This window comes from Pseudomonas sp. R5(2019), assembly GCF_009905435.1.
Lineage (GTDB): Bacteria > Pseudomonadota > Gammaproteobacteria > Pseudomonadales > Pseudomonadaceae > Aquipseudomonas.
The window spans coordinates 34,849-51,593 of sequence record NZ_JAAAMT010000042.1 but is presented as its reverse complement, the minus strand read 5'-3'; the positions used below and the strand labels follow the sequence as shown (position 1 = coordinate 51,593).

The window sequence follows — 16,745 nt, the reverse complement described above, 5'->3', positions numbered from 1 at the left end:
CCCGAGCGAAATGCTCCAAGGTGTCCCGGAGATCGACTTCACGGTGACCCGCTGGGTCGCTGAGAACCGTATAAGCCGGAAACGCAAAAGGAGTGTCGAATTGAAGTCCATTCGACACCCTTAAAGGTACGTTTCCCTGCTAGGCCACGCGACCGCTGCAAGCGGCTTTGTGCCAAATGTGCTGTGCCTACACCGGGGGTGCACGGTGTTAATGAAGCGGCCCAACGCAGTCGGGTCAGCTTGAATGAGGGATTAGGCTGCGCTGAGGGCAAAGTATTTTTTTCGCTCCAGCAGTTTGAATAATGCGTACGTGTGGCGAACGATGCGTGTGTTGGGAATCGTGGGGGAAGGGCTGATCGATCTGGACACCTGGATGATCGACTCCACGGCAGTAGTTAGGACGCACACAACCCACAGCTGAGTATTTCCATGTCAGTCGATAATTCCGCCGGGCGCAAGTGTGCTATGCAGACAAACCGGACACGGAAAGGGATCGTCTTCAATCTCGGTGAGTTTGCCTTGACAGCTTGCCAGCCCCGCAGCCGATGATTTTCGCCAGGAGGAGCCTCACGATGACCATCACCATTACCGCCTTTGAACGGTCACCTGACGGCGGCAAAGGACTGGCGCGTGATACGCGCGTCCGCTGGGCGCTTGAAGAAGTGGGCCAACCCTATGAGGTTCGCCTTGTTTCGTTCCGTGCGATGAAGGAACCCACGCATCAGGCGCTTCATCCTTTCGGTCAGATTCCGACCTATGAGGAAGGCGATCTTTTCCTGTTCGAAACAGGGGCGATCGTGCTCCATATCGCCGAGCACCATGCGGGCCTGCTGCCGGACGATGCCAATGCCCGGGCTCGCGCGATCACATGGATGTTTGCCGCACTCAACACAGTGGAGCCGCCGATCCTTGAACTCGGAAACGCCAGGCTTCTGGAGGGCGACAAGCCTTGGTGTAAGGAGCGCCTGCCTCTGGTCGAGGATCGCGTCTGCGCCCGGCTGGACCAGCTTTCCCGTCGCCTGGGTGATGCCGACTGGCTCGATGGTGCGTTCAGCGCGGGCGACCTGATGATGGTGTCGGTGCTGCTCAGGCTGAAATCATCGGGCATTCTGGACGAATATCCGAACCTGGCCGCTTATGTCGCGCGTGGCGAAGCGCGGCCCGCCTATAAGCGGGCTTTCGCCGCTCAATTGGCGATCAACACCGGCAAGCCACCAGCTTTGGAGAAGAATCATGTTCAAGCAGCTGAGCCAGGCGGAGATCGATGATCTACTCAGTGTCGAGCGCATTGTGCGCGTGGGATTCGATGCGAACGGCGAGTGCTACCTTGTGCCTCTCGGATTCGTCTGCCACCGGAGTGCTCGCATTGCTCATGTCCTGCATGAACGGCCCACCGCCCAAGCGTTCAGGGATCGACGAAGGCAGGAGCGAGAAAAGCTGAAGGCTGCCCAAGCCAGCCTTCGGCTATGAAACATATTTACCGGACACTACTGACGCGGAGCGTGGGAACGAGTATTCAGGGCTGTTGCGACGGCAAGGCACGCAGGCTGGCAAAGCTCTGCCCATTGCCCCCGAGCCCTGCCGAACTCGACTGCACTTGCAGGTAATAAGCCCCCGCGCGCTTGAGCTGCAACGGCGCTTCGTAGATACCCTCCCCGACTTCCCGGGCCACGGCGGTGGCCTGCCAGGAGAATGGCGCCAGGTAGTAACGCACCTGCAGGTCTTGCAGGCCTTGCCAGGGTGTGCCGGTACTGCCCTTGACCACACGGAACCGCGCCATCACCGGCTCACTGCCGGCACGTACGCTCGGCGCCTCGAACATGAACTGCACCTGCGCGATGGCGCGCAGCTTGACCAGCGCGGGGTTTTCCTTGACCTCGACGGTGAAGCAATGGGTCATTTGCGACTGGTTGAGCATGATGCCCCACAGGCCACTCCAGTAGCCCTCCAGGGAAGCGTCCATGGAATACAGGTAATCGCCGGTCTCGCTGGCCGCACTGGACATCATCGCCACGGGCGCCATGAAGCCCAACTGCTCGGAAATCGCCACCATTTGCGATGCCTTCCAGCCGGTGTTGGAGCTATTGCCGAAGCCGCTGCCCGAATGCAGCCACTTCACTCCGTGTAGCGTCACGTTGTGCTCCTCTTCGTGGCCCCCGGCATTCACACGCAGGGTCCGAAGCCGAGATCGCTTGCGGGCACGGCCGCGACGGCCACGTCAGCAGCTGGCCACCTGCGACTTCCAGGACAGACTCCAGCAGGTTGGCGGCCGTCTTGCGCGCAGGCGGGTTGATGGCATAGCGGAAGCTGTCCGCCGTGGCCGGGAAGGCGCCCGCATCGGGAATACCATCGGGGCCCGCACCGACGTAGACGCCGGCCTCATAGGCGTGCTGGAAGTCGCTGAACTCGAGGAAGAACTCGCGGAAACTGTCGTTCTTGTTGTCGCCGTTGAGATCACCGGTCGCGATCACGGCTTGCCAGGAAGTCGGGCCGCCGTCCTGGCGCCCACCACCGTTGTACAAGGGCTCGCCGGTTTCGGCGTGGAACCAGCTGGAACCGGCAGGTTCGGCAAGCACGGTGGCATACAGGCCGATCTGCTGGTGGGTCGAAGGGCCAAGGTGGTCATGGGTAAAGATATTACCCAGGCCGCGATCGATGTTGTGCACGTTCAGCACAGGGTCCGCGAACGCACCACAACACCCCTATACCAAAGAGCTGTTGGCCGCAGCGCATCCTGGCTGGGCATAATGCGCGCCATACCGCTGGTCTAGTGTGGGAGCGGGCTTGCCCACGATGACGGCCTGACCGGCACTACACATTCAGGATCTGCCGCCATGAACAACACCGAAAGCCTCAAGGATTATCAACAGGTGCGCCTGCTGGCTATCCGTTCACTGTTCGAGATCATCGAGCAGTCCAGCGAAGGCACGGTGATCGTCGACCGGGACGCGAACATCGTCTGGATGAACGAGCGCTATGCCAAACGTTTCGGCCTGCCCTCGGCCGAGGTAGCAATCGGCAAGCCCTGCGAAAGCGTGATCCCCGGCAGTCTGCTGCGCGAAGTGGTGCGCACGGGCAGGCCGATTCTGCTGGACATGCAAGACACGCCCAAAGAGCCTTTGGTGGTGATGCGCCTGCCGATCCATGACGATGTTGGCGCGGTAATCGGCGCCATTGGCTTTGCCCTGTTCGATGAACTGCACAGCCTGTCGCCGATGCTCAAACGCTACCTGAGCATGCAGCAAGAGCTGGCTTCGACCCGCTCGCTGTTGCGTGCGCGGCAAAGCAAATACAACTTCGCGCATTTCATCGGCACCAGTGCCGCCAGCCTCGAAGTCAAACGTCGCGCCCGCCGCAGCGCCAGCGCCGAGTCACCGGTCTTGCTGCTCGGTGAAACCGGCACCGGCAAGGAGCTGCTGGCCCAGGCGATCCATGGCGCGTCACCGCGAGCACACAAAGCGTTTGTCAGCATCAACAGTGCAGCTATCCCGGAGTCGCTGCTGGAAGCCGAATTTTTCGGTACCGCACCCGGCGCCTTCACCGGTGCAGACCGTAAGGCTCGCCCCGGCAAACTGCAGATCGCCCAGGGCGGAACCCTGTTTCTCGACGAGATCGGTGACATGCCACTGCCACTGCAAAGCAAACTGCTGCGGGTATTGCAGGAGAAGGAGTTCGAACCGGTAGGCTCCAACGAGATCATCCAGAGTGATGTGCGGGTGATTGCCGCCACCTCCACCGACCTCGAAGCGGCGATCAAACGCGGCGAGTTCCGCGCCGACCTGTATTACCGCCTCAACGTGCTGCCGATTCAGGTGCCGCCGCTGCGTGAGCGGCTCGACGATCTGCCAGCGCTCAGCGAAGCCATTCTCGAGGAACTGCGTAGCCAGCATGAACTCGACAGCCAGGCGCTGGAGCTACTCTGTCAGCACGCCTGGCCGGGAAATATTCGTGAGCTGCGCAACGTGCTGGAACGGGCGGCGCTGCTCAGCGATGACCTGATCCTGGATGCGGCAGAGATTCGCGCGGCGATCGGGACGTTCAGCCCGGTGCCAAGAACCCTGGCGGCGAGCGTCGCGAAACCGACCCCTAATGAAACCTTCAGTGCAGCGCGCAAACGCTTTGATCGGCAACTGATCGAGACAACGCTGGCGCAGTGCGGCGGAAAAGTCATCGAAGCAGCCACGCGCCTGGGGCTTGGACGCTCGACGCTGTACAAGAAGATGGTGGCGCTGGGGATCGTCGAGTCTCAATAAAGAGATGCGCATCTCTGTATTGAGACAACCCTTTGGAGCGCTTCGCGCTCATCGCGGGCAAGCCTTGCTCCTACGGTTAGCGCCTCCCTTAATGTAGGAGCAAGGCTTGCCTGCGATAGCACCCTCCCTGCCCACAAAAGTCTCATAAAAGAGACGCTTATTGCCAAAATACTTCAAAAAAACAATAAATATTCATATATTTCAATGACTTAGAGAGATGGCACGAAATTCGCTAAGCCTACAGTCACAATAGATTCGCCTTACAAAAATAACAATTTCAGGAGACACACCCATGAGTGTGATCATTGCCTTGGCAGCCCTCGCGCTGCTGATGCTCGCGGCTTACCGTGGCTACAGCGTTATCCTCTTCGCACCGATCGCCGCCCTGGGCGCGGTGCTGCTGACTGACCCTTCCGCCGTTGCGCCCGCCTTCACCGGGGTGTTCATGGAGAAAATGGTCGGCTTCATCAAACTCTATTTCCCGGTGTTCCTGCTCGGCGCGGTGTTCGGCAAGCTGATCGAGCTTTCGGGCTTCTCGCGGTCAATCGTCGCCGCAGCCATTCGCTTGCTCGGCACCCGCCAAGCGATGCTGGTGATCGTACTGGTCTGCGCCCTGCTCACTTACGGCGGTGTATCGCTGTTCGTGGTGGTGTTCGCGGTCTATCCGTTTGCCGCTGAAATGTTCCGTCAGAGCAATATCCCCAAACGTCTGATTCCAGCGACCATCGCCCTGGGCGCGTTCTCCTTCACCATGGACGCCTTGCCCGGTACGCCGCAGATCCAGAACATCATCCCTAGTACCTTCTTCAACACCACCGCCTGGGCCGCGCCCTGGCTGGGGCTGATCGGCACGATCTTTGTGTTCTGCGCCGGCATGCTGTTCCTCCAGCGCCAGCGCAATAAAGCCCAACGCGCCGGCGAAGGCTACGGCAGCGAGTTGCGCAACGAGCCAGACACCGCTGAAGACCTGAAGCTGCCCAACCCGTGGATCGCGCTCTCGCCGCTGTTGCTGGTGGGGCTGATGAACCTGCTGTTCACCCACTGGATTCCACAGTGGTACGGCAAGACCCACAGCCTTGCGCTGCCAGGCATGGCCGCGCCGGTAACCACCGAAATCGCCAAGATCACGGCCATCTGGGCGGTCCAGGCAGCACTGCTGGTGGGTATCATCATGGTGCTGGTGTTTGGCTTCCAGGCGATCCGCAGCAAACTCGCCGAAGGCAGCAGAAGCGCGGTCAGCGGCGCCTTGCTGGCGGCGATGAACACCGCCTCGGAATACGGCTTCGGCGCGGTGATCGCGTCCCTGCCTGGTTTCCTGGTGCTGGCCGACTGGCTGAAAAGCATCCCCAACCCGCTGGTCAATGAAGCCATCACCGTCACCTTGCTGGCCGGCATCACCGGCTCGGCCTCGGGCGGCATGAGTATCGCCCTGGCAGCGATGGCCGACAGTTTCATCGCGGCAGCCCACGCGGCGAATATCCCCCTGGAAGTCCTGCACAGGGTCGCCTCCATGGCCAGTGGCGGCATGGACACCCTGCCACACAACGGCGCGGTGATTACCTTGCTGGCGGTCACCGGGCTGACCCACCGCGAAGCCTATAAAGATATTTTCGGTATTACGCTGATCAAGACCCTGGCGGTTTTCGTGGTCATCGGCACTTTCTACTCCACCGGCATTGTGTGAGGCATTCATGACAACTCTTTCCGGCAAAACCGCACTGGTCACCGGCTCCACCAGCGGCATCGGCCTGGGCATCGCCTTGAGCCTGGCCAAGGCCGGCGCCAACCTGATTCTCAACGGTTTCGGCGATGCCTCGACGGTGATCGCTGAAGTCGAACAGTTCGGTGGCAAGGTCGGGCATCACCCGGCCGATGTCAGCGACCCGGCACAGATCGCCGAGATGCTCGCCTACGCCGAACGCGAATTTGGCGGCGTCGATATTCTGGTGAACAACGCCGGCATCCAGCATGTGGCTGCGGTGGAAGACTTCCCCGTGGAGCGCTGGGACTCGATCATCGCCATCAACCTTTCCTCGGTGTTCCACAGCACCCGCCTGAGCCTGCCGGGCATGCGCGCCAAAGGCTGGGGGCGGATCGTCAATATCGCCTCGGTGCACGGCCAGGTCGGCTCGGTCGGCAAGGCGGCCTATGTCGCCGCCAAGCATGGGGTCATTGGCCTGACCAAGGTGGTCGGCCTGGAAACCGCGACCAGCAACGTCACCTGCAACGCCATCTGCCCAGGCTGGGTGCTGACCCCACTGGTGCAGAAACAGATTGATGCTCGCGCCGCCGCAGGCGTCGATCCGCAGCAGGCACAACATGATTTGCTGGCCGAGAAACAACCGTCGCTGGAGTTCGTCACACCGCCGCAATTGGGCGAACTGGTGCTGTTCCTGTGCAGCGAAGCCGGCAGCCAGGTGCGCGGCGCAGCGTGGAATATCGATGGCGGGTGGCTGGCGCAGTAAGCCACCTCATCCACAAAACTCGACAGTACGCATAAAAAATATTTAGCCGACTCGAGTCGGCTCCGAACCTTAAAATCCGCCGTTTCCACCGCGGATCAAAAAATCCAAACGATCCCTCCACGGCCGAGTCGCGCCTTTTTTTCGTGGTGTGGTTCCAATCTTTATGTGCCTCCCGGCACTTGGTCTTTCGGCAGACCGGAACGAAATATCTCATCGCTGCAAGCCCTCCTTCGGTACTAAGGATCTGCTGAGGGCTCTTACAGCCTAACGGCTGCTCTTTTTTGCGAGCGTATGAGGTCAATACAGCATGTTCCAATGACTGGTCATCCATGTTGTTCAGTCTATTGAACGTCGTTTCTGACATCTAAACGTCATCTATTCATCGCGGGAATGCCATGTTTCCTGAGTAATGTTCTCGCCAATGAGATCGATCTCAAGCGAGTGACAATGACTGATTTGAAAGAGGTTGCACGGCTGGCAGGTGTTTCGCGGGCGACCGCAGCGCGGACCTTTGCCTCCCCCGAAGTGGTGCGTCCGACCACCCGAGAGCAAGTATTCGCCGCTGCGCGTCAGCTGGGTTTTCGGCCCAATCACCTCGGCCGTCAGTTGCGCCTGCAAACCACCAACCTGATCGGTGTGGTGGTGCCCAATCTGCTCAACCCGGTATTCGCCGAGCAATTTCAGGCGATGGAGCGCGCTGCGCGCTTACGCGGTTACAACCTGTTGCTGGCAACTACCGACTACAGCAGCGAGCGCGAAAGCGCGGTGGTCGAGGAGTTGTTGCGGCAGAGGGTCGATGGTCTGGTCCTCACTGTGACCGACGCCGAGAGCAACCGCGTGCTGCAAAGCCTTGCCAGCGAAGACACGCCTTTCGTACTGGCCTATCACCATCCGGGCAATCCGGACTACAGCGCCGTGTCGGTGGATAACCGCGCAGGCATGGCGCTCGCGACCCGCTATCTGCTGGACGCGGGGCATCGACGTATCGGCATGGTCGCAGGTCCGGCCTTGCAGTCCGACCGCGCTCGCCTGCGTTACGCCGGTTACTGCGATGCGATGCGCGAGGCCGGCGTCGACAGCCTGCCGGTGATCGAAATGCCCGCCCATACCCAGGCCGACTTCGCCGCCATTGAGCCGTTGTTGCAAGGGCCTCAGGCGCCCAGTGCGCTGGTCTGTTCCAACGATTTGCTGGCGATCAGCCTGATCGCCGAGTTGCGGCGCAACGGCTGGAGCGTCCCTCGGCAGTTCTCAGTCATTGGCTTTGACGGCATCGCGCTCGGCACCCAGATGCACCCGACGCTGTGCAGCGTTGTTCAACCCATCGCGGCGCTGGCTTGCACCGTGATCGATCAATTGCTGGCGCAGATCGCTGGCGCCGCACCGGTTTCCCATTGCCTGCCTTGCCATATCCGGCCGGGTGAAAGTACTCAACCCTACGAGGAGACGCTTGATGATCCGCTTCAGTAAAACCCTGGCGGCGTTGCTGCTATGCGGCTTGGCCAGCCTGGCCCAAGCCGCCGAAACGGCGATTTGCTACAACTGCCCGCCGGAATGGGCGGACTGGGGCACGCAGCTCAAGGCGATTGCCGACACCACCGGCGTGCAGGTCCCGCTGGACAACAAGAATTCCGGCCAGTCATTGGCGCAGCTGGTAGCCGAACAAGCCGCACCGGTGGCTGACGTGGTGTATTACGGCGTGACGTTCGGTTTGCAGGCGCAAAAAGCCGGGGTGGTCGGCACTTATAAACCGAAGGGTTGGGACCAGATTCCAACGGGCTTGAAGGACCCTGAGGGGCGCTGGTTTGCGATTCACTCCGGAACCCTGGGCATCATGGTCAACGTCGATGCGCTGGGTGGACTGCCGGTTCCACAAAGCTGGGCCGACCTGCTCAAGCCCCAATACAAAGGCATGGTTGGTTATCTTGATCCGTCCAGCGCCTTCGTGGGTTACGTCTCTGCGGTGGCGATCAACCAAGCCATGGGTGGCACCCTGGATAACTTCGCACCCGCCATCAATTACTTCCAGAAACTGGCGAAAAACTCGCCCATAGTGCCCAAGCAGACGGCTTATGCGCGGGTGCTGTCCGGCGAGTTGCCGATTCTGGTCGATTACGACTTCAACGCTTATCGCGCTCGCTACAAGGACAGCGCCAACGTCGCGTTCGTGATTCCCAAGGAAGGCAGCATCAGCGTGCCTTACGTGATGAGCATGGTCGGCAACGCCCCGCATCGGGCCAACGCCGAGAAGGTTTTGGATTTCGTCCTCTCCGATCAAGGCCAGGCACTGTGGGCCAAGGCGTACCTGCGACCAGTGCGGGCGATGAAGATGCCTGCTGACGTCGCCGAGCAGTTCCTGCCGGACAGCGACTATGCCCGGGCCGGCGTGGTCAATTACGAACACATGGCGGCAGTGCAGGAAGCCTTCTCCGCGCGTTATCTGAGTGAGGTCAAGTAAGTGACGGCCTCGGTAGTAAAAGCTCAGGAAGTCCGGTCGGGTCGGGCCATCGTGCCTCGCTTGCGGCCGACCGCTGCCTGGGCGCTGGCGCCGGCAGCAGCGGTGCTGTTCGCGTTCTGGTTATTGCCGCTGGCGCACCTGATCGTGCTGGGTGGGCAAAGCCGCGACGGCAGCGACAGCGGTTATTGGCAGGTACTGAGCAGCGCGCAATATCTGGGCAGTCTGGCGCAGACCTGCATTCTTGCCCTCGTGGTGACCCTTGCGGCGCTGCTGGTGGGCGGCATCAGTGGTGTGTTTCTGGCTCGCCAGCGCTTCTTCGGCCGCTCGGCACTGGTCGCCTTGTTGACCTTCCCGCTGGCGTTTCCCGGCGTGGTGGTCGGCTTTCTGGTGATTCTGCTGGCCGGTCGTCAGGGGTTGTTCGCCACGCTTGGCCTTGAGCTGGCGGGAGAGCGCTGGATTTTTGCCTACTCGCTGATGGGGTTGTTCATCGGCTATCTGTACTTCTCGATTCCGCGGGTGATCCTCACGGTGATGGCCGCTTGCGAAAGCCTGGATCGTAGCCTGGAAGAAGCCGCCCATTCACTGGGGGCGGGTCATTGGCGAGTGGTCTGCGATGTCATCGTGCCCGGCCTGGCGCCGGCATTGGTCTCATGCGGGGCGATCTGTTTCGCGACCTCCATGGGCGCATTCGGTACGGCCTTCACTTTGGGCACTCGGCTGAACGTGACCCCGGTGGCGATCTACAACGTGTTCACCAATTACGCCAACTTCGCCGTGGCCGCTGCGCTGTCGGTGGTGTTGGGTGCGGTGACCTGGGCCGTGCTGTTGCTGGCCCGGCGGCTGGTCAAACAATCGGGGACTGTCTTGTGAAACGCTCAACGCTGTTTGTCGGGCAACTGGTTTTTACCTTGCTGGTTTGCGCCTTCATGTTGGTGCCCGTGCTGATGTCGCTGCTGGCCGGGCTGACGCGCAATTATTTCGTGGGCCTGTCCAGCGGACTCACATTCGACTGGCTGATACAGGTTTGGCAGACCTACTCACCGACCGTCTGGCTATCCCTGCAACTGGCCGCGGCCTGTGCGCTATGTGTCTGCGTGATTGGTGTACCGGCGGCTTACGCGCTGGTGCGGATGAACAATCGCTTCAGCCGCGCGTTCGAAGAGCTGATGGTGCTGCCCGTGGCGATGCCAGGTCTGGCCAGCGCTTTGGCGTTGCTGCTCACCTATGGTCAGTTCGGTGGGTTTCGTAGCAGCTGGGTGTTCATTCTCGTCGGCCATGTGCTGTTCACGCTGCCATTTCTGGTGCGCCCGGTGATGGCGGTGATGCAACGTCAGCACCTGCCGACGCTGGAAGAAGCGGCGGCCAGCCTTGGCGCCGGGCCGATCCGGCGTTTCTTCAGTGTGGTGGTGCCCAACTGCCGGGCGGGGATTCTCGCCGGGGTGTTGATGGTTGTCACCCTGTCGTTGGGTGAGTTCAACCTGACCTGGATGCTCCACACCCCGATGACCAAGACATTGCCGGTGGGCCTGGCCGACAGCTATGCCTCGGCCAGGCTGGAAGTCGCCAGCGCCTACACCCTCATATTCCTGTTGATGATCGTGCCGCTGCTCATTGCGTTGCAGGCCATCAGCGCCCGTCTTTCCCAAGGAGAGAGTCGATGACCGGAACCACCATTCGCCTGGAGGGTTGCCGCAAGGCGTTCTCTGACGGCACCGTTGCTGTGCATGATCTGAACCTGACCATCGAGACCGGGGAAACCTTGGCGATTCTCGGCCCGTCCGGTTGCGGTAAAACCACCACCTTGCGCCTGATCGCCGGTCTGGAACGCCCGGACGTGGGGCAGATATTTTTTGGCGACAGCGACGTCACACGCCTGCCCATCGAGCGCCGCGACGTGGGCATGGTGTTCCAGAACTACGCGTTGTTTCCGAACCTGGATGTGGCCGGCAACATCGTTTACGGCCTAAAGATTCGCGGCCTTTCACCCGCCGAACGCAACAAGCGTTGCTCGGAGTTGCTGGAACTGGTCGGCCTGCATGATCACGGCAAGCGCAGCATTCACGAGTTGTCCGGCGGTCAGCGCCAGCGGGTCGCCCTGGCCCGTGCGCTGGCACCCCGGCCTCGGGTGTTGCTGCTCGACGAACCCTTGGCAGCGCTGGATGCTCAGTTGCGTGAACGTTTGCGCAGCGAACTGGATCAGTTGCTACGTGGTTTGGGAATCACCGCGGTGTTCGTCACCCACGATCAGGGCGAAGCCATGGCACTGGGGGATCGCATCCTGGTCATGGAGCACGGCCGAGTCGCGCAATTGGCCAGCCCGCGGGAAATTTATCAGCAGCCGGCCAACGCTTTCGTCGCCAGTTTCGTTGGCAACCTCAATGCTTTTTCGGTGATCGAGCGCACGCCCCATGGCTTGAAAGTCAGCGGTGGCGAATTGCCATGGAATGGCGCCGGTCTGCCCGCCACAGTGTATTGCCGCCCTGAGCATTTGCGGGTGATGGACAGCCAGGGTCATCTGCGCGGGCGTCTGGTGGGGCAGTTTTTCCAGGGTGCCCAAAGCCGCCTGTTGGTGGATGTCGGCGCCGCACAGCCGCTGTTGGTGGACAGCACCGACGGTATCATTCACGCGCCCGGCGCGCTGATTGCCTTGGACATCGAGCCGCAAGTGCTGTTTACCCTGCATTCGTGATGCTTTTGTTTTCAGAGAACTTATTTTGAACCGTCCGTTTCTCATTGCGCAGATCAGCGATCTGCACCTTAAAGCCGGTCAAAGACTGACTTATGGCGTCGTCGATACCCTTGGCGCGTTGCGGCGTGCTATTGATCATTTGAATGCCAGCCATCCGCGTCCCGACATCGTGGTGATCAGTGGCGACCTGGTGGACTTCGGTCGTCCTGATGAATATGCCGTGCTGCATCCCGAGCTGGCGCGCCTGCACATGCCTTGCTACCTCGTGCCCGGCAACCACGACAATCGCGAGCATTTGCTGGCGGCATTTGCCGATCATGCCTACTTACCGATGTTGGCCAGCGCGCCACTGGATTGGGTGGTTGAGGAGCATCCGGTGCGCCTGATCGGTCTGGACACGACGATCCCTGGCGCCCATGGCGGTCAGTTGCTGGACAGCCAGTTGCTCTGGCTCGATGAACAGCTGGCACGTCGTCCCGATGTATCGACGCTATTGGTTCTGCATCACCCGCCGTTTATCAGCGGTATCGGCCATATGGACCGCGAGCCGTTCATCAATGCGTCGGCACTGGAGCAGGTCATCGCCCGTCACCCGCAGGTGGAGCGCTTGCTGTGCGGGCATTTGCACCGGCCGATGCAGCGGCGTTTCGGTGGCAGCCTGAGTTGTGTGTGCCCCGGTACCTCACATCAAATCGTGCTGGATCTACAGCAAACTGCCCCGGCGCATTTCAATCTGGAACCGGCCGGGTATCTGCTGCATCGCTGGCAAGCGCAGCAGGAGCTGGTGACCCATAACGCCGTGTTTGGTGAGTATCCCGGACCGTATCCGTTTTATGACGCTCATGGATTGATCGACTGATGACACAGGGATGTTCAAGGCGCTTTTTTGACGAGGTTCTTCGGAAGCTTTAACCGATATCATTCTCTGCGTATGGTTGAAGTTTTTCTTGATGATTAATTAACGCATTGGTCAATCGCCTGATTGGCTGAGTGCTTCCCGCTGCCCTTTCAATGTGCCCGGAACATAGGTTCTGCGCTGGAGTTCGTCCTGATGAAAGCCACGCTTCAAGTATTTAGTTTTTTGACCGGCGGCCTGAGTATTGCCATGAGTCCTTTGGCGTCTGCTGATTTCATTAAAGACAGCAAAGCCAATTTGAGCTTGCGCAACTTCTACTTCAACAACGATAACCGCGATGGTGCCGCCGCTCCTTCGAAGACCGAAGAATGGGGGCAGGCCTTCATGCTCAATTATCAATCCGGGTTTACCGACGGCACCGTGGGATTCGGCCTGGATGCTATTGGCCTGCTGGGTTTGAAGCTCGACAGCGGCGCGGGTCGTCATGTCGGCGGTTCGATGTTCCCCAATAACGGCGACAAGGCTGCGGACCAATGGGGCCGTGTCGGTGCGACCGCCAAGATGCGTTTCTCGAAGACCGAACTGCGTTACGGCACCTTACAACCGAAGTTGCCGATTCTGGTCTCCAACGATGGCCGTCTGTTGCCTCAAACCTTCGAGGGCGGGCAAGTTACCAGTAATGAAATCGATAACCTGACCTTCACCGTCGGCCAACTTGAACACTCCACCGGGCGTGCTTCCAGCGATAGTGCAGGTCTGGCCGTTGCGGGCGGCACGCAGGAAAGCAATAAATTTACCTTTGCCGGCGGCGATTACAAACTGACGAAGGATCTGACCGCTCAGTATTACTACGCCAATCTCGAAGACTATTACCAGCAGCACTTCGCCGGTTTGCTGCATGTGTTGCCGCTCGGTGAATACGGTTCGCTGAAAACCGACCTGCGTTATTTCAAGACCACGTCCGATGGCAAGAACAGCAGTGCGGCCGGTCGCGCCAGTGGTTACAAGTTCAGCGGTTACACCAAAGGCGGTACCGGTGAAATCGACAACGATACCTGGAGCGCGGCGTTCATTTATTCGTTGGGCGGCCATGCGATTACGGCGGGCTATCAAAGCGTTTCCGATGACAGCAACTTTGCGCAACTCAATCAGGGTGGCCTGGTCGATAAAGGCGAGGCAGGTGCCAGCCTTTATCTTTACACCGACCGCACCATTCAGACCTTCATCCAGGCGGGTGAGCGGACCGCATTCGCGCAGTATGCCTACGACTTCGCTGCTCTGGGTGCTCCAGGCTTGAAGGCATCGGTGATGTACCTCAAGGGCGACAATATTCAGACTGCCAGCGGCAAGGACGCAGGCGAATGGGAGCGCGATATCTCTCTGGACTATGTGATCCAGAGCGGTGCGTTGAAGAACGTCAGTTTCGGCTGGCGGAACGCGATGTCCCGAAGTGATATCGCCCGCGACCAGGACCAGAATCGCCTGATCGTGAGCTATACAATTCCATTGATGTAAGGCGTGAACGTTATTTACGAAACCCTGGAGCGCGAATTTATCTGGCAGGCGTTGATTTAACCTTAAAGCGCACGACTGCTATTGGCCGAGGCTGTGTAAAAACGTTTTAGAACAGGTTTGGGCCTGTTGACGTTTGCGGCAGGGACTTGAGAAAGAAGAGCAAACCCGCAGAATTGAGGTTCCTACACCAATAACCCTGCGGGTTTGCAATGCCCCGATGGATGCTCAGTGACGAGCTTTGGTCGAGGAGCCCGACTTTGAGTGGGCATTCATCGACGGCACCTATGTAAAGGCTCATCAGCACAGTACCGGTGCGGCCAGTGGTCAGCCTCCCTCGCCGGGGAGTCAGGCGCGCAGGTGCGTCAGCCGCCCGACAGCGCGGCGACCAGTACCACCTCCGCACCGGTCGGCAGGGGGGCGGTCATGGCACGCTCGATCTCGCCATTGACGAACAGTTTGAAGTGCGGGCGCAGTGCACCCTGTTCATCGATGACGCGGAACCGCAGGCCGGGGTAGCGCGCGTCCAGCTCGACAAACAGCTCGGCCAGCGTCGGCGCATCCGCCAGGGTCAATTCTGCGATCCCGCCGGTGTAGCTCTGCACGTGGGTGGGGAGGTGCAACTGCATCAGCAAGCCTCGATCGCATAGATTTCCGGTAGATGGCGCACCAGGCAGGTCCATGATTGGCCCTCGTCCGCACTGCCCCAGACCTCGCCGCTGCTGGTTCCGAAGTAGAGGCCGACCGGGTCGAAACTATCCACGCTGAGGGCCTGGCGCTTGACGTTGAACCAGGCCTGCTCGGTGGGTAGCCCCGAGTTCTGCCGTGCCCAGGATTCGCCGCCGTCGCGCGAGCGATAGAGCGCCGGTCGCCCCAGCGGCGAAACGCGCGGCCAGACGTCGCTGCCGTCCATGGGGAACAGCCACAGCGTATCCGGGTCGCGCGGGTGCAGGCCGACCGGGAAGCCGATGTCGTAGCGCACCCCATCCGGCGCTGGCAGGTTGGCGCCGATATCGCGCCAGGTCTCGTCCGGCCGGTCAAGGCGGAACACCCCGCAGTGGTTCTGCTGGTACAGCCGATCCGGGGCCGCGGGGTGTTGTCGCACGCAGTGCGGATCGTGGCCGAATTCGTGATAGGTGCCGGGCGGCGGCGCGGGCAGGAAGTCGGCGCGCACGCCACGATTGAGCGGGCGCCAGGATTCGCCGCGGTCGTTGGACTCGAAGGTGCCGCCGGCGGATAGGCTGACGTATAGATGCTGGGCATCGCGCGGGTCGACCAGGATGGAATGCAGCTTGGCACCACCTGGCGGCCCCTCATTCGGATCACCGGCCCAGGCGCGGTAGCTCGGATGCAGGTTGAAACCATCCACTCCTACCCAATTACGGCCGCCGTCCGTGCTGCGGAACAGGCCTTGCGGGGTGCTGCCGGCGTACCAGACGTCGGGCTCCGAGGCGTGCCCGGGGGTGAGCCAGAACACGTGATCGAGCACCCGGCCGTTCAGCTCGACGGGGAAGGCGGGCGGCGTCTGCGCCTCCTGCCAGTTGTCGCCACCGTCGGTCGAGCGGAATACGGTCGGCCCGAGGTGGCCGGTGCGGGCCGTGGCCAGTACCACCTTGCGGGCGCGTGGGTCAGTGAGGGCATGATGGACGATGTGACCGAGGAAGTGCGGCCCGGACAACTCCCAACGCCGCCGCTCTGCGGTGCCGGACAGTCGCCACAGGCCTTTGCGGGTCGCAATCCAGAGGTGGATCGAGGGGCGCATGGCATATCTCTCCCTGGGAGGCATCTGACTGAAGGGATTTTAGGCCAGGAATCCCGGGGGCCCAGGACTAGCCGATAAGCGATACCCTTCACCAAGGGTGGAAAAACCGCTCAGCGGTTTTCCACCGAGCGGTCCGAGCCTTGTGCAACCTGGCGCAAATGCTGGTGGATAATAAAGCGTTATCCACCCTACAGTTCGCTGCCAAACGCCACTTCAAAAAGGGGTAACGGCTATGTCACTCATGCTCAGCTCTCCCGCTTTTAAAGCTCAAGGTCCGATTCCGCAGCGCTACAGCTGTGAAGGCAAGGATGTTTCCCCACCGTTGGCCTGGAGCGGTGCGCCGCCAGGCACCAAGAGCCTGGCGCTGATCGTCGATGACCCGGACGCCCCGGACCCCGCGGCGCCCAAGATCACCTGGGTCCATTGGGTTCTCTATAACCTGCCCGCGGGCACGACAGAACTGCCCGAAGACCTGCACACGCTACCGCCTGGCACCTTGCAGGGGCTCAACGACTGGCAGAGACCCGGCTATGGGGGGCCCTGTCCACCCATCGGCACCCATAGGTACTTTCACAAGCTTTACGCGCTCGACACCGTCCTGCCGAACCTGGGGCAGCCAACCAAAGCCCAGCTCGAAAGCGCAATGCGCGGACATGTCCTGGCCCAGGCCGAGTTGACCGGCACTTACCGCAGGAGAGGTGAGGGTTGACGAGGAAGAGCTCATTCAGTGGGCTCACACAAATGAGCTTTTAC

At 60.7% G+C, this 16,745-nt stretch carries 14 protein-coding genes and 2 pseudogenes; 13 read left to right on the top strand and 3 right to left on the bottom strand.

Going from position 1 to position 16,745, the window contains the following annotated elements:
• Nucleotides 1-572: 572 nt before the first annotated feature.
• On the top strand, nucleotides 573-1,268 hold the full coding sequence (locus tag GUY40_RS22145) for a glutathione S-transferase family protein (RefSeq protein WP_166571052.1): 696 nt from the start codon (nucleotides 573-575) through the stop codon (nucleotides 1,266-1,268).
• A 590-nt stretch (nucleotides 1,269-1,858) separates the two neighbouring features.
• Here GUY40_RS22145 and GUY40_RS22140 read toward each other — a convergent pair.
• Nucleotides 1,859-2,687 (bottom strand): annotated as a pseudogene (locus tag GUY40_RS22140) (hypothetical protein); the annotation flags it as partial.
• 147 nt (nucleotides 2,688-2,834) lie between these two features.
• Between GUY40_RS22140 and GUY40_RS22135 the strand changes: the two are divergent.
• The 11 genes and pseudogenes from GUY40_RS22135 to GUY40_RS22085 all read left to right on the top strand — a co-directional run.
• Nucleotides 2,835-4,253 (top strand): sigma-54-dependent Fis family transcriptional regulator, encoded by a 1,419-nt coding sequence (locus GUY40_RS22135; protein ID WP_166571051.1) that lies wholly within the window; start codon nucleotides 2,835-2,837, stop codon nucleotides 4,251-4,253.
• Between the two features lie 292 nt (nucleotides 4,254-4,545).
• Entirely contained in the window at nucleotides 4,546-5,937 is a 1,392-nt protein-coding gene (locus GUY40_RS22130; RefSeq protein ID WP_166571050.1) for a GntP family permease, read from the top strand.
• Nucleotides 5,938-5,944: 7 nt separating this feature from the next.
• Entirely contained in the window at nucleotides 5,945-6,718 is a 774-nt protein-coding gene (gene hbdH, locus GUY40_RS22125; protein WP_166571049.1) for a 3-hydroxybutyrate dehydrogenase, read from the top strand.
• A gap of 447 nt (nucleotides 6,719-7,165) precedes the next feature.
• Nucleotides 7,166-8,185 carry a LacI family DNA-binding transcriptional regulator gene (locus GUY40_RS22120; protein ID WP_166571048.1) on the top strand — a complete coding sequence of 340 codons (1,020 nt, stop codon included), beginning with the start codon at nucleotides 7,166-7,168 and terminating at the stop codon, nucleotides 8,183-8,185.
• A complete protein-coding gene (locus GUY40_RS22115; RefSeq protein WP_166571047.1) occupies nucleotides 8,169-9,173 on the top strand; it encodes an ABC transporter substrate-binding protein in 1,005 nt (334 codons plus the stop codon). Before GUY40_RS22120 ends, GUY40_RS22115 begins: the two co-directional genes overlap by 17 nt.
• A 51-nt stretch (nucleotides 9,174-9,224) precedes the next feature.
• Nucleotides 9,225-10,043, top strand: a complete 819-nt coding sequence (locus GUY40_RS22110) for an ABC transporter permease (RefSeq protein WP_371924943.1) — start codon at nucleotides 9,225-9,227, stop codon at nucleotides 10,041-10,043.
• Entirely contained in the window at nucleotides 10,040-10,834 is a 795-nt protein-coding gene (locus tag GUY40_RS22105; protein ID WP_166571046.1) for an ABC transporter permease subunit, read from the top strand. The genes GUY40_RS22110 and GUY40_RS22105 overlap by 4 nt, the downstream gene beginning before the upstream one ends.
• Nucleotides 10,831-11,862 (top strand): ABC transporter ATP-binding protein, encoded by a 1,032-nt coding sequence (locus GUY40_RS22100; protein ID WP_166571045.1) that lies wholly within the window; start codon nucleotides 10,831-10,833, stop codon nucleotides 11,860-11,862. Before GUY40_RS22105 ends, GUY40_RS22100 begins: the two co-directional genes overlap by 4 nt.
• Before the next feature lie 25 nt (nucleotides 11,863-11,887).
• A complete protein-coding gene (locus GUY40_RS22095; RefSeq protein ID WP_166571044.1) occupies nucleotides 11,888-12,721 on the top strand; it encodes a phosphodiesterase in 834 nt (277 codons plus the stop codon).
• A 192-nt stretch (nucleotides 12,722-12,913) separates the two neighbouring features.
• A complete protein-coding gene (locus GUY40_RS22090) occupies nucleotides 12,914-14,233 on the top strand; it encodes an OprD family porin (RefSeq protein WP_166571043.1) in 1,320 nt (439 codons plus the stop codon).
• A 232-nt stretch (nucleotides 14,234-14,465) separates the two neighbouring features.
• Nucleotides 14,466-14,576 (top strand): annotated as a pseudogene (locus GUY40_RS22085) (IS5/IS1182 family transposase); the annotation flags it as partial.
• A gap of 19 nt (nucleotides 14,577-14,595) precedes the next feature.
• Here the strand turns inward: GUY40_RS22085 and GUY40_RS22080 are convergent.
• Nucleotides 14,596-14,859, bottom strand: a complete 264-nt coding sequence (locus GUY40_RS22080; protein WP_166571042.1) for a MoaD/ThiS family protein — start codon at nucleotides 14,857-14,859, stop codon at nucleotides 14,596-14,598.
• Entirely contained in the window at nucleotides 14,859-15,992 is a 1,134-nt protein-coding gene (locus GUY40_RS22075; RefSeq protein ID WP_218585466.1) for a hypothetical protein, read from the bottom strand. Before GUY40_RS22075 ends, GUY40_RS22080 begins: the two co-directional genes overlap by 1 nt.
• A gap of 232 nt (nucleotides 15,993-16,224) precedes the next feature.
• On the opposite strand from GUY40_RS22075, the gene GUY40_RS22070 reads away from it, so the two are divergent.
• Complete coding sequence (locus GUY40_RS22070; RefSeq protein ID WP_166571040.1) at nucleotides 16,225-16,701, top strand: YbhB/YbcL family Raf kinase inhibitor-like protein; 477 nt, start codon at nucleotides 16,225-16,227, stop codon at nucleotides 16,699-16,701.
• The last annotated feature ends 44 nt before the right edge of the window (nucleotides 16,702-16,745 follow it).